This is a genomic window from Microbacterium sp. NPDC055357, from assembly GCF_053644835.1.
Genome location: NZ_JBSHLZ010000007.1, coordinates 1 through 19906 on the forward strand (window position 1 = coordinate 1; position 19906 = coordinate 19906).

General features: G+C 67.6%; 20 protein-coding genes and 2 tRNA genes. 11 read left to right on the forward strand and 11 right to left on the reverse strand.

What is annotated here, in order from left to right:
• Positions 1 to 391: 391 nt before the first annotated feature.
• From ACWICD_RS10435 to ACWICD_RS10455, 5 genes are all read left to right on the forward strand, one after another.
• Positions 392 to 2173: a multicopper oxidase family protein gene (locus ACWICD_RS10435; RefSeq protein ID WP_054682937.1), complete on the forward strand. Its 1782-nt coding sequence runs from the start codon at positions 392 to 394 to the stop codon at positions 2171 to 2173.
• 158 nt (positions 2174 to 2331) lie between these two features.
• On the forward strand, positions 2332 to 3117 hold the full coding sequence (locus ACWICD_RS10440) for an acetoin reductase (protein ID WP_376129034.1): 786 nt from the start codon (positions 2332 to 2334) through the stop codon (positions 3115 to 3117).
• Between the two features lie 597 nt (positions 3118 to 3714).
• On the forward strand, positions 3715 to 4047 hold the full coding sequence (locus ACWICD_RS10445; protein ID WP_140403531.1) for a hypothetical protein: 333 nt from the start codon (positions 3715 to 3717) through the stop codon (positions 4045 to 4047).
• A 42-nt stretch (positions 4048 to 4089) separates the two neighbouring features.
• Positions 4090 to 4569 carry a cupin domain-containing protein gene (locus ACWICD_RS10450; protein ID WP_079113303.1) on the forward strand — a complete coding sequence of 160 codons (480 nt, stop codon included), beginning with the start codon at positions 4090 to 4092 and terminating at the stop codon, positions 4567 to 4569.
• Between the two features lie 403 nt (positions 4570 to 4972).
• The gene (locus ACWICD_RS10455) at positions 4973 to 6175 is read left to right on the forward strand and encodes an IS30 family transposase (protein WP_454136459.1); all 1203 of its coding nucleotides are present in this window, start codon (positions 4973 to 4975) and stop codon (positions 6173 to 6175) included.
• Positions 6176 to 6300: 125 nt separating this feature from the next.
• Here ACWICD_RS10455 and ACWICD_RS10460 read toward each other — a convergent pair whose 3' ends face one another.
• Entirely contained in the window at positions 6301 to 6777 is a 477-nt protein-coding gene (locus tag ACWICD_RS10460) for an AAA family ATPase (RefSeq protein WP_376125112.1), read from the reverse strand.
• Positions 6778 to 7479: 702 nt separating this feature from the next.
• Between ACWICD_RS10460 and ACWICD_RS10465 the strand changes: the two genes are divergently transcribed.
• Together ACWICD_RS10465 and ACWICD_RS10470 are read left to right on the forward strand one after the other, a co-directional pair.
• Positions 7480 to 8430 (forward strand): zeta toxin family protein, encoded by a 951-nt coding sequence (locus ACWICD_RS10465; protein WP_454140104.1) that lies wholly within the window; start codon positions 7480 to 7482, stop codon positions 8428 to 8430.
• Positions 8427 to 9035 carry a recombinase family protein gene (locus tag ACWICD_RS10470; protein ID WP_376125106.1) on the forward strand — a complete coding sequence of 203 codons (609 nt, stop codon included), beginning with the start codon at positions 8427 to 8429 and terminating at the stop codon, positions 9033 to 9035. Before ACWICD_RS10465 ends, ACWICD_RS10470 begins: the two co-directional genes overlap by 4 nt.
• A 40-nt stretch (positions 9036 to 9075) precedes the next feature.
• On the opposite strand, the gene ACWICD_RS10475 is transcribed toward ACWICD_RS10470, so the two are convergent.
• From ACWICD_RS10475 to ACWICD_RS10490, 4 genes are read right to left on the reverse strand one after another with little or no spacing between them, the layout of a single operon-like run.
• Entirely contained in the window at positions 9076 to 10380 is a 1305-nt protein-coding gene (locus ACWICD_RS10475) for a hypothetical protein (RefSeq protein WP_454140105.1), read from the reverse strand.
• A gap of 20 nt (positions 10381 to 10400) precedes the next feature.
• Complete coding sequence (locus ACWICD_RS10480) at positions 10401 to 10655, reverse strand: hypothetical protein (protein ID WP_376125100.1); 255 nt, start codon at positions 10653 to 10655, stop codon at positions 10401 to 10403.
• Positions 10652 to 11017 (reverse strand): glutaredoxin family protein, encoded by a 366-nt coding sequence (locus tag ACWICD_RS10485; protein WP_454140106.1) that lies wholly within the window; start codon positions 11015 to 11017, stop codon positions 10652 to 10654. Before ACWICD_RS10485 ends, ACWICD_RS10480 begins: the two co-directional genes overlap by 4 nt.
• Positions 11014 to 11259 (reverse strand): helix-turn-helix transcriptional regulator, encoded by a 246-nt coding sequence (locus ACWICD_RS10490; RefSeq protein WP_376125094.1) that lies wholly within the window; start codon positions 11257 to 11259, stop codon positions 11014 to 11016. The genes ACWICD_RS10485 and ACWICD_RS10490 overlap by 4 nt, the downstream gene beginning before the upstream one ends.
• 148 nt (positions 11260 to 11407) lie before the next feature.
• Between ACWICD_RS10490 and ACWICD_RS10495 the strand changes: the two genes are divergently transcribed.
• Both ACWICD_RS10495 and ACWICD_RS10500 read left to right on the forward strand, forming a co-directional pair.
• A complete protein-coding gene (locus tag ACWICD_RS10495; protein ID WP_454136463.1) occupies positions 11408 to 11974 on the forward strand; it encodes a hypothetical protein in 567 nt (188 codons plus the stop codon).
• Positions 11967 to 13127: a site-specific integrase gene (locus tag ACWICD_RS10500; protein WP_376125089.1), complete on the forward strand. Its 1161-nt coding sequence runs from the start codon at positions 11967 to 11969 to the stop codon at positions 13125 to 13127. The genes ACWICD_RS10495 and ACWICD_RS10500 overlap by 8 nt, the downstream gene beginning before the upstream one ends.
• Positions 13128 to 13230: 103 nt before the next feature.
• Here ACWICD_RS10500 and ACWICD_RS10505 read toward each other — a convergent pair whose 3' ends face one another.
• The 5 genes from ACWICD_RS10505 to ACWICD_RS10525 form a co-directional block, all read right to left on the reverse strand.
• On the reverse strand, positions 13231 to 13683 hold the full coding sequence (locus ACWICD_RS10505) for a hypothetical protein (RefSeq protein WP_376125087.1): 453 nt from the start codon (positions 13681 to 13683) through the stop codon (positions 13231 to 13233).
• A gap of 377 nt (positions 13684 to 14060) precedes the next feature.
• Positions 14061 to 14134: transfer RNA gene (locus ACWICD_RS10510), tRNA-Met, on the reverse strand.
• Between the two features lie 29 nt (positions 14135 to 14163).
• Positions 14164 to 14235 (reverse strand) — tRNA-Thr (locus ACWICD_RS10515).
• 64 nt (positions 14236 to 14299) lie between these two features.
• The gene (locus ACWICD_RS10520) at positions 14300 to 15433 is read right to left on the reverse strand and encodes a M23 family metallopeptidase (protein ID WP_376125084.1); all 1134 of its coding nucleotides are present in this window, start codon (positions 15431 to 15433) and stop codon (positions 14300 to 14302) included.
• Between the two features lie 279 nt (positions 15434 to 15712).
• Complete coding sequence (locus tag ACWICD_RS10525) at positions 15713 to 16510, reverse strand: inositol monophosphatase family protein (RefSeq protein ID WP_454140107.1); 798 nt, start codon at positions 16508 to 16510, stop codon at positions 15713 to 15715.
• 43 nt (positions 16511 to 16553) lie between these two features.
• Between ACWICD_RS10525 and ACWICD_RS10530 the strand changes: the two genes are divergently transcribed.
• Positions 16554 to 18158 carry a phytoene desaturase family protein gene (locus tag ACWICD_RS10530; protein WP_454140108.1) on the forward strand — a complete coding sequence of 535 codons (1605 nt, stop codon included), beginning with the start codon at positions 16554 to 16556 and terminating at the stop codon, positions 18156 to 18158.
• Positions 18159 to 18176: 18 nt separating this feature from the next.
• Here the strand turns inward: ACWICD_RS10530 and ACWICD_RS10535 are convergent, their stop codons facing one another.
• Positions 18177 to 19151, reverse strand: coding sequence for a hypothetical protein (locus tag ACWICD_RS10535; RefSeq protein WP_376125077.1), 975 nt, complete (start codon positions 19149 to 19151; stop codon positions 18177 to 18179).
• 119 nt (positions 19152 to 19270) lie between these two features.
• On the opposite strand from ACWICD_RS10535, the gene ACWICD_RS10540 reads away from it, so the two are divergent.
• Positions 19271 to 19780, forward strand: coding sequence for an S-ribosylhomocysteine lyase (locus ACWICD_RS10540; RefSeq protein ID WP_376125074.1), 510 nt, complete (start codon positions 19271 to 19273; stop codon positions 19778 to 19780).
• Positions 19781 to 19906 lie beyond the last annotated feature (126 nt).

The window sequence follows — 19906 nt, forward strand, 5'->3', positions numbered from 1 at the left end:
ACTGGGACGGTTGACCCCCATCGAGTTCGAGACCATCATGAACACGACCGTCGCACTGGCGGCGTGACTAGGAACTGTCACCTCACCGTGCAGCAATCCCATCTGTGTGACGAAGCGCTTGGGGTCGCAGCTCAACGGCAAGCAAGATTCGACTGGCTTAGGGGCGACTTGTCGCCGACTTCAGGTCGCGCGACTGGCAGTCGTCCAACGTCGTCTCGTCTCGTAGCCAGACGGCGAGGTGGGTCGCTGGAAGCTGTGCCCACAGGGCCCCGAGCGAACGCTCGGCATTCCGCCCGAGTCAGACCCTCGGCGCGATGCCCGCAAGCGGATCCGTTATGCCCGTGTGCGCATAGTCCCACGACACGTCGGGCGGGCTGGTAGCGTGTAGCGCATGGCCGCCGCGCAGCGCATGCCTCTGACGCCGTTCGTCGACGTTCTGCCGTTGCCCGAGCGCCTGCTCGCGCGCGATCACAACGGCCGTCTGACGGTGCGGATCCGTACCGGCTCACACAGCTTCCATCGCGATCTGCCCCGGTCGCGTGTGTGGGGCTACGACGGCACGCTCCCAGGCCCGACGATCGAGGCTGAGCGCGGCCACCCGGTCCGCGTCGAGTGGCGCAACGAGCTTGACGGCGGGCTGCCCGTCATCGTAACGATGGCCGGCGACGAGGTCGACGCCGACGGTGTGCCTGTGCAGTGCAGTCCCGGTCTGAGCGGCGGCACGCCGGACCCGCACGCCGCGGCGCTGACGGGACACTCGGTCGTGCACCTGCACGGTGGCCTGACACCGGCCGTGTACGACGGCTGGACCGAGAACCTCTTCGCACCCGGCCAGCTCGCCGTATTTGACTACCCGATGGACCAACGCGCGACGCTGCTCTGGTACCACGACCACGTGATGGGCGTCACTCGGTTCGACGTATACGCCGGGCTGGCGGGACTGTGGATCATCCGCGACCAGCGCGAACGTGACCTCGGGCTGCCCGAGGGACCACCGTACGAGGTGCCGCTGCTGCTGCAGGACCGTAACTTCGGACTCGACGAGGGCGGTCGGCTGACCGGCCAGCTGGTGCACAAGACCGACCCTGGGGTGATGGAGGCCTTCGCGCCGTTCACGGTCGTCAACGGCAAAGTCTGGCCTATCCTCGACGTCCAGCCCGCCACGTACCGCTTCCGCGTGCTCAACGGCTCCAACGCCCGCACCTTCCGGCTCGTGCTGCTGCGAGACGGCGTGCCCGAATTCGATCGCATCACTCAGATCGGCACCGACTCGGGCCTACTCCGCGAGCCCGTCGCGCTGCCACCCGACGGGCTGGTCCTCGCCTCAGCCGAGCGCGCCGACCTGCTCGTCGACTTCTCGGACCTCCAACCGGGCACCGAGCTCACGCTCTACAACACCGCCGGCGCTCCGTTCGATGGCGCGCCCTTTCCCGCCGCTGATGCCGCCGATGCCGCGGATCTCGACGCGCTGCTGCCGTACCCCCAGGTCATGCGTTTCCGTGTCGTCCCGGGCCCGGTCGCGCACCGTCCGGTGCCCCGCGAACTGGCGACCGACTTCGCCCTGCCAAAACCCGAGGAGCTGGACGCGGCGCCGCGGCGTGCCATCGCGCTTGTCGAGCGCGAGTTCGAGGACGTACCCAACATGCTGACCATGCGTGAGCTCGCCGTTGTCGACGACGAGGACGAGACGACCGGTCCGCTGATCACCCTCACCGACGGCGACCACACGACGCGCTACCGCGCGGTTGCCGCCCACTTCGAGGACACCGCCACGTTCTTCCCGATGCTCGGCCAGTACGAGATCTGGCAGCTCATCAACCTCACCGATGACACGCACCCCATCCACATCCACCTCGATCCCTTCCAGGTCCTCGCGCGCCGGCCCATCGGCTGGGAGATCCCCGACGACGGCATCGGCGATCTCGACCTCAGCGCGCGGATCACTCTCGGTCGCGACCCCGACGACGAGCTCGACCACGTCATCGACGCCAACGAGCGCGGGCTCAAAGACACAGTCCGCGTCAACCCCCACGAAATCGTCGAGATCGCCGTCCGGTTCCACGCCTACAGCGGCCGCTACATGTACCACTGCCACATCCTCGAGCACGAGGATCGCGATATGATGCGGCCCTTTGTGACCATGCCTCCCGAACTCATGCCGTTCATGGCGTGACCCTGGCACGTCAGGAGCGCCAGGGAATACAAATCGATTCGCCATGTTGAAGTGGGAGACGGGCAGCCACTTCTGCTGGCCCTGCACTGTACGACGCGCCAGGCCCGCGAACATCGAATCTGCTGGGCGTCCGTTCGCGTTTGAGAAGGAGTACGAGAATGGCTATTCAGGATAAGGTCGCATTGGTCACCGGAGCCGGGCAGGGGATCGGGCGAGGCATCGCACTTCGTCTCGCCGCCGACGGCTTCGACATCGCCGTCGCGGACATCGAGCCGCAGCGCGAGAAGGGTGATTCGGTCGTCGCCGAGATCGAGCAGCTGGGCCGAAAGGCGATCTTCGTCGCTGCAGACGTGTCGAAGCGCGACCAGGTCTTTGCCGCTGTCGACGCCGCCGCCGACCAGCTCGGCGGGTTCGATGTGATCGTCAACAACGCCGGCATCGCTCAGATCAAGCCCCTCCTCGAGATCACCGCCGAAGAGCTCGATCAGATCTTCCGGATCAACGTCGACAGTGTGGTCTGGGGCATCCAGGCAGCCGCAGCGAAGTTCGAACAGCTCGGTCACGGTGGAAAGATCATCTCCGCGGCATCCATCGCGGCGATCCAGGGGTTCCCCATTCTCAGCGCGTACTCGGCCTCGAAGTTCGCCGTTCGCGGGTTCACCCAGGCGGCCGCGCAGGAGCTCGCTCCGAAGGGCATCACGGTGAACGCCTACGCGCCCGGCATCGTCGGCACCGGCATGTGGGAACTCATCGACGCCGAGCTCAGCAAGATCAACGGCAAGCCACTCGGCCAGAACCTCAAGGAAAACGTGGAGGGCATCGCGCTCGGCCGCATCGAGACCCCCGAGGACGTCGCGAAGGTCGTGTCGTTCTTCGCCGGCCCCGACTCGGACTACGTCACCGGCCAGGTGCTTCTCGTCGACGGCGGCATGCTTTACAACTGAGTCATCACTGACCGTCTCACCACCCGCCGCGCGTCGGCGTGTGACCCTCCCGGGCGCCCTCCGGTATCGGCAGCTCAGCCCGCAGACCGAGCAGTCGGAAAGGCCTCGTGAAGATCAGACGAAGTCACGACCGGATCGTACTCACCTGCCCCTCGACGCGACCTGCGTCGGGGGGCTTTTTCGCGCCCACAAATCGGCGCCCAGTGGTGCAGCCACCTCGATACGCCTGTACTGAATTACGTATCGAACGCGTCAGCCGCAACCTCCGCGAGCTCGAGGTCAGGGCGCGCACGCACGTCCGGCGGGTTCTGCCTGCCGGGACGCTCACCGCGCGTCGAGGGCTCCCGGCGAATGTGGTGTTCGCAGCCGCCTTGTCCATGGCGTTCTTCACCGCAGACCTGTTCATTCCGCTCGCCCTTACCAGCGTGCGAGGGATCAGCGCTACACTCGCCGGGATCGTCCTGACCGCAGGCATCATCGGGTGGACCGCCGGCGCCTATGCCCCCGCCCGGCTCCTGAAGTGGGGCATGACCAAGGGGGGGCATCGCGCGCCTCGGAGCGATTCTCGTCATCGCGGGTTTGACGGTGATCGGTGCCGTGATCCTCACCACCGTCCCCGTCCCCGTCGCCGCCGTGGGCTGGATCATCGCCGGGCTCGGCGCCGGTCTCGGTTTCACGATCAACTCCATCGCCGTCCTCGATGATGCCGCTGGCACGGTCGGGCGCGCCTCATCGCAGATGGAGCTCGGCAACCAGGCCGGCATCGCCATCGGCACCGGGCTCGCCGGTGCCCTGGTCGCCACCATGGGCGCCACTGCAGCCGGACTAAGCGGCGTCCTCGTCGTCGCTGGGGCCGGCGTCGTACTCGCTCTCCTCGCCTCCACGAGGTTCGCCGAAACCCACCCACCCTTGACTCCCCCCGAAAGATGATGCTGACTTGGACTCGAAGTCCGAGCACGAAAGGAGAACACAATGACCATCAACGACATCGGGCCCCGCCCGAACGCGTTCGACATCGAAGAGGCCACCCGGCGGAACGAGAACTACCGCAGCGTGGCGTGGACCGGGAAGTATTTGCAGGTCACGCTGATGTCTATCCCGGTCGGGGAGTCCATCGGCCTGGAGGTCCACCAGAACACCGATCAGTTCCTGCGCCTCGATGCCGGACAGGGCAGGGCCGTCATGGGCCCGGCCAAGGACCGGCTCGACTTCGAGCAAAACGTCTCGGATGGGTGGTCTGTCCAGGTCCCCGCCGGCACCTGGCATGACGTGATCAACACTGGCGACGAACCGCTGCGCCTCTACGCGATTTATGCCCCGGTGCACCACGCACCTGGCATCACCCAGGGAACCAGCGACAAGGCAGAACAAGACGAAGCGACCGGTAAGGACGAGCCTCCCGCATGGACCGTCCAGCCCGAGGACAGCGCGCCGGACGAGCACGCCAACTGACGTCTACTTGTGTCACCGCTCCGTAAGGATGTTGCGGACGAGGATCGTCTTGGTCCACCCCGGGCAGCGCGCCCCGCCGCCGCGTGAAGACATCGGCCGGTCTCGACCGGCCGATGTCTTCACGCTCCCGCCCCTCACGCTGGTAGGTCTGACGATCACGGATGTCGAGGACCTCGACTGGGCCTCGTGTCAGAGTGTCGGCAAGGCCGCATGGTTCCTCGGGCAGGCCAACACTGTGCCCTGTCTGCGACACCGTGCGATCATAGAACGCCGCCACAAAGCGTCAAACTCCACACACCTCGTCGTCGACGCCGACCGATCCACCGAAAACGATGGCGGTCTCAACCCACCAACGCACCACGAGGGTAGATGATGCGTTGTCGTGGAGGCTGGGATGAGTGTGGTGACGTCGCTGCCAGCGGCAGTACAGGACGTCGTGTGGCAGGCATGGGGCGAGGGCGAGTCACTGCGGCGGATCGCCGATCGGGCCGGCGTCCCGTCGCATCACGTGCGCCGGTACTTGCTGCGTCATGGTGGGGTGCGACCCGCGTTGCCGAGACGCTCCCCACGGCATCTGAGTCCAGGTGAGCGGGAAGAGATCTCGCGTGGGATCGCTGCTGGTCTTTCTGCCCGGGCGATCGCCGAAGGGTTGGGGCGGTCGGCGTCGACGGTCTCGCGCGAGATCGCCCGCAACGGCGGCCGTGACGCCTACCGTGCGACGGTCGCCGATGAGCGTGCCCGCGTCGAAGCCCGGCGGTCGCGGGTGCCGCGTCTCGCGAGCGACGAGCGGCTACGGGCGGTGGTGCTCTCGCGGCTCGAGCTGGACTGGTCCCCGCAGCAGATCGCGGCGTGGCTGCGCCGCGAACATCCCCACGAGCCGGGCATGTGGGTCTCGCACGAGACGATCTACTGCGCTGTCTATCTGCCGGCATCGCGGAACCTGCCGAAGAGCACGTACCAGCGGCTGCGGTCCGGTCGCACGATGCGCCGGCCCCGGCTCGTGAAGCGATCGCACGGGCGAGGGCATCTGCGCGACATGGTCTCCATCCACCACCGCCCCGCCACCGTGACCGACCGGCTCGAGCCGGGTCATTGGGAAGGTGACCTCGTCATGGGCAAGCGCCCGAGCGCGGTCGCGACCCTCGTCGAGCGCACCACCCGCTACCTGAAGATCGTGCCGCTGCCCGACGGGATCAAGGCCAAGGACGTCAGCATCGCGGTCGCCCGCGCCCTGTTCAACGTCCCACCCGGCATGTGCAAGTCCCTGACCTGGGACCGCGGCCGCGAGATGGCCGACCACGCCTTCCTCAGCGCACTCATCGACGCCCCGGTCTACTTCTGCGACCCCCGCAGCCCGTGGCAGCGCGGCACCAACGAGAACACTAACCGCCTCCTGCGCCAGTACCTCCCGCGGCGCACGAACATGAACGCGACGAGTAACGACGAGCTCGAACGCATCGAGAGGCTCCTCAACGAACGGCCTCGGCAGGTCCTTGAATGGGCGGCGCCGACGGAGAGGTTTCTTGAGACCGCAGCGGCGGCTCGAGAATTGCGCCGGTCGATGAGCAGATCCGACGCAGGCGTGCGAGCTGTAGCTGAGGAATGAAGCCGGGGCAGGCAATGAGAATCGGCGACTGTGATGTGTCTCTGCGAGACCGCCCACCGGGGATACCCCTTCGAGTCAGGAGGGCGACCAGCGTGGGCGTGGCGCCGGTCTGGGCGCAGCCACGATCACATCGGGCTTGTCACGTGGACGATCCTGAGTGGGCCTTCTTCAGGTGTGGGCGTCTCGAACCCGTCGATGTACGCGATCGCTCGCTCGCGCGACACAGCGATGTCGTCCGGGCCGGAGTTCTCGCGCTGGGCCAACCTGTCCAGGAGGATCGACCGCCTGGTGTCCAGGTAGTAGACGACCGGGACGACGCCGAGGGGGGCGCAGAGCCGCCTGAACTCATCGCGCGAGGCACGGGACCAGAACGAGGAGTCCACGACGACGCCCTTCCCCTGCTTCACACAGTCGACGAGCTTGTCCTGGAGCGTTCCGTGGACGACCTGGCGCGCGTCGTCGCCGATCGGGTGGGTCCGGTGCCCGAGGGCCCACGCCTCGCCGTCGAACGAGACCCTGACATAGCCCCGGGCCTCCAGGCCACGCGCGTAGGTCGACTTCCCCGATCCAGCCGGACCGCACATGAGGATGACCTGGTCCACGTAGCCAACCCTATGCGGGCTCAACGCAGGTGAGGGACAAAGGCGGTGACGCCCGGGTAGGAGTCGAGGGCTGCATGACCACCTACGGCCGGCATCACCCGGAAATCCGCTTGACCATACCGCCGTGCCGTAAGCCGATCCCTGAGCGGTCTTGGGTGGGTCATCGGCTCGATAGGCGGCCTGCCACGGCCGGAGCGCGGGAGATGTCAATGTGGAGCACGCGCAGCGAAGCGAGCATGAACGACATTGACATCTCCAAGCGCAGGCTGAGGATGGCCGTCGAGGCGATGGCCTGTCGTGATCGATGCCAACACCGCTAACGATGCGACCATGATCGAGAGGGGCAGGCTCCGGCGACCTGCGGTCGCGCCGCTAGTGCTCTCCAACCACGCGACGGCACGAAAAGCTCCATGATCCTTTTCGAACAGGTGGGTAGACTCGCGTGAGGAAGGGGATCATGGCCCGACAGATTCCAGCCTGGCACGACGGGGATACCGCCGCCTACGAGAGACTCCGCGCACTTTTGAGAACGTTCGCAGCACAACTCTCACAGCCCGCTTCATCAACGATTGCGCCGGACGCTGCCGCAGTCGTCGCTCTACGGCGGGCGGTACTCGCTGTTGATGGGTTCGACCGCGCGGCTGTGGACGAGGTGACCCGATCGCTCGAGTTGCGCCTTGAAGTGGAGAAGGAATCCTCTCCGTGAACGCCGCGGTCGGCTCAAGTAAGGCACTGCGGGACGAGTTCGTTGATCGGGTCGCGCCGCTCCTGTTCGACGGGGTGGAAGAAGCTGAGCGCCCTACTATGACGCTTCTCGTTGATCCCCCCGGCGCCGGTGCAGGGCGTGTGCTGAGCAGGCTCATCAGCGAGCAGCGTGCGGCAGTTGTGAGCGCCGCGGATCTGGCCTCGTTCGATGAATCTGCGAGCGAAGCTTCGGCGGCCGCCTGGTTGCGTATGTGCCTGGCTCATGCGCGAGATCATCACCTGCCGCTGGTCGTGCAGGGTGGGTTCAGCAACCCGCAGGCCGCGTTCGGTACTGCGCAGGGATTCGCGGAGGCGGGCTTCCAGACGCGAGTGGCGACGGTGGTGTCTCCTCGCCCAGTCAGTCTGCTCGCCGTCGCGTCGACCTACCTCTCGGCGGCACGGGTCCGGGTGACCGCGCCACTCATCACGGTGGACGACCACGATGCGGGATGGTCGGCCGCCCGGACACTCATTCGGTCACTCGAGCCTGGCGACGTGGACAGTCTCGTCCTCGTCGATGACACCGGAGCCTCCATTTCCGAATCGGACGGTGACGATGGCGTTGACCAGGTGGGTGCGGCGTTTGATCGCGCACGTGCACGAGCCTTGACTGCGTTGGAGGCGACGCACTGGCTGAGCGAGTTGCGGCGTCTGTCCGAGTTCGCGCAGGCGCGGCCGACGTTACCTGCCGAGGGTCTGGAGACGCTGGTGGCTGCGCACCAGATGGCGTTGAGCGAGGTGATCCCACAGCTTCCCGTCCCGGCCGGTTCGCGGGTGTCCGCGGAACTGGAGCGCCGCGTCGCCAGCCGCCTGGTGGCCTTGCGAGGCAGCGTGCCCGTGCCCACTCCCGTGGTGCCCGCCCCGGTGGTCCGGACACCTGTGCCGGAGTCGACGGGGCCGTCACGATGACACGACTCGTCGGGTACACACGCGCTCTACCCGCCACTTCAAGCGTCGAAATAGACGCCGCGGCCTTGCGCAGCCTGGGTGCGGAGGTCGTCTTTACCGACTCCGCGGGTGCGGGAGCGCGCACGTCGGGTCGGTCCGGCTTGAAGGACTGCTTACGATCCCTATTGGCCGGTGATGTATTGATCGTCTCGGAGGCGGCGCGCCTGTCGCCGTCGCTGCCGCATTTCGTCGCCACCATTGCAGACCTGGATGCTCGAGGGGCCGCCGTGCGGAGTGTTGCTGAGCCCGTACTCTCGACCGACGAGAAGCGACCTGCGTCGTCGGCAGAGATGTTCCGCGAGCTGGAGGCGTTGCGGCGTCGGCTTCGTGGGCTCCGCACCCGTGAGGGGATGGAAGCTGCGACCGCGGAGGGACGCAGACTCGGACGGCCGTCCGTGATGACGGATGAGCGAGTCGCGATCGCCCGGGAGCTGCGAGCGCACGGTCGGTCGATGTCGCATGTGGCTCGCGTCCTGGGTGTCAGTAGAGGCGCCGTCGAGCGCGCACTCTCTCCCGCTGACAAACGCACGAACGCTGATCGCGATCGCGCGTCAGTGTCTTCCTAGACCCTCCCCACTCCGCACTCGTTTGGAGGACGCTCCCGCCTCACCTACTGCGCTCGCCAATAGCCCGCGGGGCGGCGGCCGTGGTCGGGAACGGACTTGAGCGGTCAGCCCATGCGCGGGTGACGGGCCCGCCGGGGCGGACGGGGGCGCGTCCTGCGATGATGTGTCGGATTGGAAGGCCGTACTGTTGGTGGCTGCCGCGGCGGAGGAGTTCTGCGAGGTGGGCACGTTCGGCGGGGTTGCCGGCGCCGAGGGTGTGAGCGAGGTGCCAGAGTTCGGTGATGTCGTGCCGGGTAGCGGTGTGCCACCACTCGGCCCGCTGCACGGCGCTCATCGCGTCGACGAGAGCCTGGCGAGCCGCACGTGCGTCTGCCCGGTGATGGCGATGAATGACACCAGCGGCGGCGAGCCGGACACGCCGGGCGGTTTCTGTGGGGATGTCGATCGGGGGGCCTCGGCGTCCGTTTCGGGCGATGGCATCAAGGCGTACCTCTTCGCGGATCTGCGCACCGCGGACCGCCTCGACCTGCGCGATCGCCGCTTGGAGTTCGTCGTCCATGTGGGCGCGAAGCCGGTGGGCGGCGGACATCCGGTGGAATTGCTCGAGAAGCTTGCGCGGAGTGGGCTCATCGGGACGTTCCTTCAGGTTCCGCCATGCACGCCACCGAGTCCCCGCGGCCTGTTCTGGGGACTCGGCGGTCAGCCGTGCCGCGAGGTCGGGGTTGGTGGCGGTGGTGCGGGAGAAGAATTCGTCTGCCGCGCGATCGTTGGCGCGCTTGTCGCTGGCGTAGGTGCGTCGCACGTGCCGGGGTGGGAGGCCGAGTGCTTTCAGCCGGCTGCGCAGACGCGCGGCGTTCCGGCTACGCTCGCGCTGGTGTTCGAGGTTGCGCTGGTAGTAGTCGCGGTGCATGTTCGGGTTGGCGGCGAGGCGGCGTGCCGCGGCCCGCCGCTCTCGCTCGCGGAACGCTTCCCCGCCGGCGTCCCGGTACCGCATAGTCGCCTCTCTGCCCTGCAGGGCGACCCGTTCCGGGTGTCGCTGTTTGTACCGGGCCTGGTACTCCCGCACCCGGTCGGGGTGTTCCTCACGGAATCGACGCAGACGCTCCCGTTCGCGATCTCGGTTGTCCTCTCGGTACCGGCGGCCGCGTTCCAGGTCAGCCTGGTGCTTCGCTTCTGCTGCGCGCTTGCGACGCATCCGAGCAGCCTGCTGCGCGTTCAGCTTCTCCCGATTGGCCGCATCCCACCTCCGCCGCTGCTCTTTGTGTGCGGCGTTGTACGCGCGTTTCGCGGCCAGAGCACGCTCCCTGGCGTCGGCGTCCTGCGGCGCGCGTTCGTCCGGAGCCACCGTTTCCCCGCTCACTGTTCTCAGCCGGCCGTGTCGAGGATGTAGAGCGCGGCGCAGAAGGGGCGGCGGTGTCCGGTGGGGTCGAGGATCGCCCGCCCGCACAGTTCCCGCAGCCGGGCGAGTTCGGCCGGGTCTTCGCCTGTGAGGCTTTCCAGGCACCAGTCGATCTCGGACGGGAGGTCGAAGTCGGGATCGAATGCCTGCATGTCCGCTTCGTACATCACCATCAACGCCCCCACCCGCGTGAGGACCTGACCTGCTTGTTCTTCCGTCATGACAACGTCCTTCCGCTAAGCGCGTGCGGGATGATGGGTGAGCCCGCCCAGCCGGCGAGAGCATCGATCAGATCGGGGCGGAACCCGCTCCAGTGATGCTGCGGGTGATCCCCGACCACCACGACCGGCGCCTGGAAGTACCCGAGCTCCTCGGTCACGTACTCCCGCAGCGCCGCCGGGGTGGACTCGTCCGAGAGGTCGACGAGGACGAACGGCACATGCCGCTCCGCGAGCCGCCGGCACGTGAACGCGCACTGCCGACACCCGGGACCTGCCGAGTACACCGTCACCACGACCTGTGCCGGCGAACCTGTGTGGGTCTCGTCGACGTGGGGTGGGGCTGCGGTGGGGTGGGTGGTCATGGCCGGCGCCGGCCGCGGTCGCTGGTGGAGTGTCGGACGGTGGCCGCGATCCACTCATCGACCTCCTCTCTGCAGTAGAGGACGGTGCGACCGAACTTGTGGAAGTTCGGCCCGCGGCCGTCTTTGCGCCACTGCGAGAGCCTGCCCAGCGTGATCCCGGGAAGAGCCGCGGCGAGCTCGTCCGCGGTCAGCCATTTGGAGTCCAGATCTGCCACGAACTCCACCGAACTGCCAGTACTCATCTCAAACCCCGATCTACGTATCTGAACTGATGATTGACATGAGTGTCTATCTAAACTAGACACTAGTCAAGAGGTTACGTGGAACGGCAACGCGGTAAGACATGATGAGGAGGTGAAGGTCGACGTGAAGACTCTCGACGGGCAACCCATGGCCCAACAGGAAGCGACCGTGGTCGTCGGGGCCGCGTTGCGCATAGCGCCAGGATTCGTCGCCACCACCCTGGATGACCCCGGCGGCATCGAAACCACCATCGAAGCGGTCTACTCCCGCACCCAGGGCCGGTACATCATCCGCGCCGTCATCACCCGCGCGGTAGACCCCGAACGCGAGCTCACCCCCGGGAACCTCCGGCAGCTCGTCGTGCAGCAGATCCTGCAAGCCGCGACTCCGCGCTGCATCGCTCTCACCCTCGACGATCTCGGGGACCCGGCAGCACGATGGCTGACCCTTGCGGATCTCACCCGCACGGAGGGGAAGATCATCCCGGCCTGGATGGCCACCGAAGTCACCCGACGCGGGTGGAGCGAAGAACGCCTCCTCGTCGTGCAACTCCTCTACGGCGCCGCAGCCCTCTCCGGCCAACCGCCCCTGCAGCTCATGACGATCGAGCTCGGCATCCCCCACCGCACCGCCGGCGACTGGGTCAAACGCACCCGCGACAAGGGATACCTCGAAGGACTCACGTACTTCACCGGCCGACAGGCGGATGGGTAGCGTCAACAGCTACTCATCTGCGAGCGGCAAGCGCTACCGTGTCCGGTACCGCACTCCCGAGGGCAAGCAGACCGACAAGCGCGGCTTCGCCACCAAACGCGAAGCCGTCGAGTTCCTCGCATCCGTCGAGACGCGCAAGAGCACCGGCGACTACATCGCGAACCGTGACTCACGCATCCTCGTCCGCGACTGGTCCGAGGTCTGGCTGGACTCCCTCATCAATCTGAAACCCACCACGAAATCGGGATACCAGTACTCGTTGAGCAAGCACATCCTGCCACGCTGGGGCGACAGTCAGATCGGCGACATCTCCCACGCGGATATCCAACGCTGGGTCGGAGAACTCACCCGGACACTCGCCCCCTCCTCCGTGCGGCAGGTCTACCAGGTCCTGCGGAGCATGTTGCGCTTCGCGGTCCGCGACCGGCGCATCGTCCGCAACCCCGCCGACGACGTCAACCTCCCCCGCATCAAGAAGACCCAACGCGGATACCTCAGCCACCAGCAAGTGCACCAGCTCGCCGCCGAAGCCGGCCCCTGGGGCGACCTGCTCATCGTGCTCTCCTACACAGGCCTCCGCTGGGGCGAACTTGCCGGCCTCCGCGTACGGAACCTTGACCTCGCCCATCGGCGGATCACCGTCGTCGAAAGCGTCAGCGAAGTGGGCGGCACCCTCGTCTGGGGCAGCCCAAAGAACGATCAGCCCCGCGTCGTGAAGTATCCGAAGTTTCTCTCCGCGTCGCTCGCGACCCGCGCCGCCGGCAAACAACCCGACCAGCTCGTCTTCACGTCATGGCTGGGAGCGCCACTGCGGAACAACAACTTCCGACGACGCGTGTTCAACCCCGCCCTCGCGCGCACCATCGAAGCGGATCCCACGTTCCCGGTCGTCACCCCTCACGACCTGCGCCACACCGCCGCGAGCCTGTCCGTCTCCGCAGGCGCGAACGTCAAAGCCATCCAACGGATGCTGGGACATGCCTCCGCAGCAATGACCCTCGACGTGTACGCCGATCTCTTCGACGACGACCTCGACACCGTCTCAGACGCCCTCGAGATCGCAGCGGAACGGCATTTCCGCGACGCTCGATGGATTCACCCAGCGACTCCCCGAACCGGGCCGACCACGGACCCGTACGGCCCCGGGATCTAGCTGTCCGTAGACCTGCACGCAGCTCGACACCTCCACGGGCGGAGCGATGGATACATTACAGTAGGCGACCGCCATCGTGTTTCAGTGTGGTGCGGGGCCAGTGTTATCCCATTTCGATTGAGATGTATTTTCCAGTTTCGCCTTCAGGCACTGTGTAGATCCCGCGGAACGCGTTACCCACATCGAGTGAATAGAACCCTCTACCGGCCGGGATGTTGCCAATCTCGAACTTGAATGCGCAGCCACTGCGGTAGCCGCCTCCTATGGTGCTGTACCCGTCGACCAATTCACTGACCGCAACTATGTTTCCTTCAGCATCCAGAACGCTGATCTGGGTTCCACCGGAGAAATCTGAGAACCCTTTATCAGCGACACAAACGCTCGGAGCTTGGTTAGGCCCCCCGCCGGGGACAAGGATCACTCCTCGGAGGAAGAGCGTCTCTTCAGTCGGAGGTTCGGAGAGTAGAGGCTCGCTCCCCGCGGACGTTTCCGCCTGCGAGCACCCAGTGAGCATCAAGACGACCGCGAAGAACAGCGCTCCCCCGTACCGCATCATGGTCGAGATCCTAGCGGGCCGCACTGTCGCCTGGCCATGTAAACCAAGGTTGCTGAGCCGCACCTCGAGGGACGAGGGATCGCCGCGTCCGCGAGCACCCAGGGGCGCCGAGAGCCGTCCACTCCGACGGTCCCGGCCGCGCGTCGGAGTCTCCCTGGTTCGAGCGCCTCAGCCAGTACAACGCCAGCGTGCAGCGACTCCGATTTTCCAGCGTTGGCATCCGCTCCGAGACCCCACGAAACGACGTGAACGAACCTCGGTTTGCCCACATCGCCGTGGGCAAATGTGGGCAAATTGTGGGCAAATCGCGAAAATCGGACGGGAAATCGCTCCGCTCAGATGCAGAAAAACTACGGTTGATCCGGGGTTTTGATCTGTAGCGGGAGCGGGGTTCGAACCCGCGACCTCACGATTATGAGTCGTGCGCTCTCACCAACTGAGCTACCCCGCCGCGAAGCATCCGAAAGCATGGATGCTACGAGCCCCGAGTCAGGATTGAACTGACGACCCCTTCCTTACCATGGAAGTGCTCTGCCACTGAGCTATCGGGGCGTGCCACCCGTCGCCGGGCAACTAGACGAGAATACCAGAGCCGCGGCATCCGTCTGAATCGAGATCAGCCTCCCGCGTGCTCACGCAGCCAGGGCAGCGGATCGATGTGCGTCGTGCCGTTGAGCAGCAGCTCGAAGTGCAAGTGCGCGCCGAAGGAGCGGCCGGTGTTGCCGGTGCGCCCGATCACCGTTCCGACCTCGATCTTCTGGCCGGGAACCACCTGGATCGAGTCGAGGATCATGTGGGCGTAGTGGCTCGAGATCATCTGACCGTCGATCTCGTGGTCGATGATGACGTGCACACCATAGGCGCCGCCGTTGTTCGTCGCGACGCGCACCGTGCCGTCGGTGATCGCCTGGATCGGCGCACCGGCACCGGGGGTGAAGTCCACACCCTGGTGCATCCTGCCCGAACGCATTCCGTAGCCGTAGCTGATCGGCACACCGACGGCGAAGGGCCACTGGATGGCGGCGTTGGCGTCGTTGACGAAGAAGTCCGAGATGTTGGTGATGCCCGACTGGTAAGCGAGCTCGGCCATCGTGATCGTCGAGTAGCTCTCATCGCGCGTCACATCGGCGTTCTGCACGCTCGACGGGGCGACATAGGCCTGGATCTCGCTGATGGTCTCGTCCTCAGCGGGTTCGACCGGAGCCCGCACCGACATGGCGGCGGCGCTGCTGCCACCCGCCGCGATGACGGCCTCGGCGGGTGTCGTGAGGCCGACCGTGAGCAGTCCGACCACGCCCATGACACCGAACGAGAACGAGGTGGCGGCGACCCGCGAGAAGGCGGCGCGGCCACGACGGGCGCCGCGGGGCGCGACGTGCGCGGCGACGGGCTCCGCTTCGGTGTCAGCAGGCTCCGGGGCAGACATCACCGGGGTCTCGTCCGTGAACGAGAAGAGCCGGGCTGCGGCTTCGAACTCGTCGACGGATTCGGATCGCACGGGCTCGTCGACGACGGGCTCTTCGACGGGCTCGGCTTCGTCCACGATGGGCGGTTCGATGAGCTCGAAGACTTCGGGCGCGACAGCGGTGCGAGCCGCACGCAGCGCGCGGCGGGAGCGGGCGGCGGGCTGGTCGACGGCGACGACGTCGCCTGAAAGCACCGGCGCGGGAACGATGTCGGTTCCGGCGGTCGCGGCATCCGTCGTCACGGTCGCCGCACCCCAGACCAGCGCGGTCCGCGCGGCTGCCACGGATCGTCGCTGCGCTTCGTCACGGTCGTCTGTCGTCGGCTTCGTCGACGATTCGGGCATCGACGGGGAGCGGTTCGACCGGCGCGTGGGCACAGGCGGAGCCAGGGGCGTGTCGGGCTGCAAGAGGGTCGGGGGCTTTCAGATCGTGTCGCCTCGGGGGAAAGGCGGCGGAACGGGCTTCATGCACCCCCACACGCGAACGCGCGAAGGTAACGATCGGGTAAACACTACCCCGGGGTGCCTGGGAATGCCATGAACGGGATGCCGGGTGTCGAGCGATCACCCACGGGCGCGCTCGAGGAGCGGTTCGAACAGCGCGGGTCCAGCGGCGACGAACAGGTGCCGACCGAACGGGTCGACGTCGTCGTAGCCGCCGACGATTCCGCCCGCCTCGCGCACGAGCAGCGCGCCCGCGGCGTGGTCCCACGGCGACAGACCCCGTTCGAAATAGCCGTCGTAGCGGCCCGCCGCGACGTAGGCGAAGTCGAGCGCCGCGGCACCCGCACGGCGCAGATCGCGTGCGATCGGCATGACGCGCTCGACGCGCGCGAGGTCTCCGACGTGCGTCTCGGCGTTGTATCCGAAGCCAGTCGCGAGCAGGGCGCCCGCCGTCGGCGGCTCGCTGACCACAGCGAGCCGGAGCCCGTCGAGCCAGGCCCCCTCACCGCGCGCGGCTCGGAAGAGCTCGTGACTGGGCGGGTTGTAGACGACGCCGGCGAGGGCGTCCCATGTGGCGGGGTCGGGCTCACCCGCGACAGCGGCGATGCTGACGGCGTAGGTGGGCACGCCGTACGCGTAGTTGACCGTGCCGTCGATCGGGTCGACGATCCACGTGATGCCCGAGGTCCCGGCTTCGACGCCGGATTCCTCCCCGAGGAAGCCGTCATCGGGACGGGCCTCGGAGAGGCGGCGGCGGATGAGCGCTTCGACCTCGTGGTCGGCGTGGGTGACGATGTCGGCGAGCGCCGACTTCGTCGCGGCGATCGCGACGCCCTCCGCTCGGCGCAGTCGAGCGAGCTCCCCCGCTTCCTGCGCGATCGCGACGGCGAGGTCCTGGAGTTCGATGACCGAGGGCATCCCTCCACGGTACCCGGCGCGGACGGGCCGATAGCGTGGAGGGATGGCCGATGCAGTCCACTCCTCCACCCACGACGTCGTGATCGTCGGCGGAGGCCACAACGCCCTCGTTGCCGCCGCCTACCTCGGGAAGGCGGGTCGCAGCGTCGTCGTGCTCGAACGCCTCGACGGTGTCGGCGGCGCTGCCGTCTCGGAGCGTCCATGGGAGGGCGTCGACGCGCGCCTGTCCCGCTACTCGTACCTCGTGAGCCTTCTGCCGCCCCGCATCATCGACGACCTCGGCCTCTCGATCGAACTGCGCCGACGTCGCTATTCGTCGTACACGCCCGTGCCCGACGACCCCGCGCGCGGCATCCTGATCGACAACGCCGACGTCGGCGCGACCGTGGCATCCTTCCTGCGCGCCACCGGCGACGCCGTCGAAGCCGAGCGCTACGGCTCGCTGACGAACCGCATCGGGCCGGTCGCCCGGCGTTTGTTCCCGACGGTGTTGAAGCCCCTGGCCCGTCGCGCCGACACGCGACGGCTGGTCGGCGACGACGACCTGTGGGCGGCGCTCGTCGACACGCCGCTCGGCACGCTGCTGCGGGACTCGCTCGAGACCGACCTCGTGCGCGGCATCGCCCTCACCGACGGTCTGATCGGCACGTTCGCGAGCGCCGACGACACGAGCCTGCGTCAGAACCGGTGCTTCCTGTACCACGTGATCGGCGGCGGCACGGGCGATTGGGACGTCCCGGTCGGCGGGATGGGCCGCGTCAGCGCCGAGCTCGAACGCGCCGCGCGCAATGCGGGGGCCGACATCCGCACGAACGCGGAGGTCGTCTCGGTGTCGCCCGACGGCGTGGTCGAGGTCGACGTGCGCGGATCCCGCCAGACGCTGCGCGGCCGTCTCGTGCTGAGCGGCGTCGGACCCGCCGTCCTCGAGGGCCTGCTCGACGCGAGCGGCGTCGACCGGTTCCTCCCCGTCTCACGGGAGCAGCCCGAGGGCGCCCAGATCAAGGTCAACATGCTGCTGCGTCGCCTGCCACGGCTGCGCGATGAGCACGTCTCGACCGAAGCCGCGTTCGCGGGCACCTTCCACATCAACGAGACGATGAGTCAGCTCGACGCCGCGCACACGGCGGCGCTCGGCGGCGGCATCCCCCATCCTCTCCCCGCCGAGATCTACTGCCACTCGCTCACGGATCCGAGCATCCTCGGGCCCGAGCTGCGCGCATCGGGGGCGCACACCCTGACGCTGTTCGGCCTGCAGGTGCCGCACCGCATCATCGAGGGCGGCGATCGCGACACGGCGCGCGCCGAGCTTCTCGACGCCGCGACGCGCTCGCTGGACTCCGTGCTGGCGGAGCCGATCTCCGACCTCGTCTACGAGGCGCCCGACGGCACGCCGTGCGTCGAGGCGAAGACCACGACAGATCTCGAGGACGCTCTCGGCATGACGGGCGGGGACATCTTCCACGGTTCGCTGTCCTGGCCCTGGGCGGCCGACGACGAGCCCCTCGACACGCCCGCGCAGCGCTGGGGCGTCGCAACACCTCACCCCGCCGTGCTGCTGTGCGGATCGGGTGCGCGACGCGGCGGCGCCGTGAGCGGCATCGCAGGCCACAACGCCGCGATGGCAGCCCTGGAGCTGCTCGCGCGCTGAGGACGGATGCCGCCGGCCTCAGCCGCGCGGAGGCAGCGGCGGGGGCGGCGGGAAGCCCTCGTAGCCGGGGGGCGGGGTCTGCGGAGCGTGCGGGGCCACCGGCTCGGGCGCCGGCGCGGGGTGACCCACGATCTGCGCGCCGGGCGAGGGATAGCCCGAGTAGTAGGCGCCCCAGTCGGGCTGGCCGTCGGGCATGACCGGCAGCGGCGTGACACCGTCGACGAAGGTCGGCCAGGGCAGCTGCTGCGGGTGCTGCTGCTCGACGGGCGCGGGCGCGGGCGCGAGCACGGGCGCGGGCACGGCCGGCGGGACCTGCTGCGCGTGGTGGGCGGGAGCGCTGTAGCCGTCGTACGCGGGCGCCTTCTTGGGCGCGAAGAGCACGTTGACCAGCGGCACGAGGGCCGTGCCGACGGCCGCGAGGATCGCGACCGCCACGATGACGCGCCAGTACAGGTCGGTGAACGTCACGTACTCCCACAGCACGAGCGGCACGGACAGCAGCGCCGCGAGTCCGACGACGAGCGAGATCGTGACGACCGTGACGACCTGCGTGAAGCCGGTCACGAAGCGCCGCGATGCCTTCATATAGAGGCGGATGTGCAGCAGCGCGAGTTGCACGATGAGCACGATGACGAGGAACTGCACGAACCGGCTGATCCCCGAGTACTCGTAGCGTTCGGGCATCCAGACCATGACCGCGCCCACCAGGAGCAGCGCGACCCAGCCGATCATGCTCGACAGGGCGAACCACGCGGGGCGCCGCTCCGCCAGGTGGGCGTCGAGGATCGCGACGCCGGCGAAGGCGACGAGCAACAGGATCGTGAGGAAGGCGCGCCCCACGATGCCGTTCTGCTCGCCGAGGAAGATCCATACGACGCACACGATCGCGGCGGCGATGAGCGCACCGATGGCGACCCAGATCGCGGCGCGGAGAAGCGATGAAGCGGAACCGGAGCGCGTCGGCTCCTCGGTCGGATATCCGGGCACGGTCATCGTCGCTCCTGTCTTCTCGTCGGGCGGACCCGCCCCCATCCTGGCACGCGGCGCCCTTGACCGCCGTGGGGACTTTCGCCCACACCGCCTCTCGAGCCACCGGGATCGGAGAGGATCTGATGGGATGGACCGAGCGCATCCGCAAGGAGGACCTGATGGCCGAGATCGAGAGCTTCACCCTGGACCACACCGCCGTGAAGGCGCCGTACGTGCGGCGGATCGGTGTCGAGCACGGCCCGTCGGGCGGGACGATCACGAATTTCGACGTGCGGTTCGTGCAGCCCAATGCCGGCGAGATCCCGACCGCCGGCATCCATACTCTCGAGCACATGCTCGCGGGGCTGCTGCGCGACCGCATCGACGGCGTCATCGACATCTCGCCGTTCGGGTGCCGCACGGGCTTCCACTTGCTGATGTGGGGCGAGCCGCCCGTCGCCGACGTCGTCGGCGCCCTGACCGAAGCGCTGCGCTTCATCGCCGACGAGGCCGTCGAGGCCGACGTGCCGGCCGTCTCGGCGATCGAATGCGGCAACTACCGCGACCACTCGCTGCACTCCGCGCGCGAGTGGGCGAAGGTCGTCCTCGACGACGGCATCAGTCTCGACGCGTTCGAGCGCGTGGGCGTCTGACCCCCGCACCTGCTCGCACCCGTCCATCCCCTGTCGAAGTGGGGGGTTTTTGTGTGGCACGCCAACAACAAGATGCACAAAGAGAAAAGAGAAAAGAGAAAAGGGAGGGGGGGGGGGGGGAGAGTG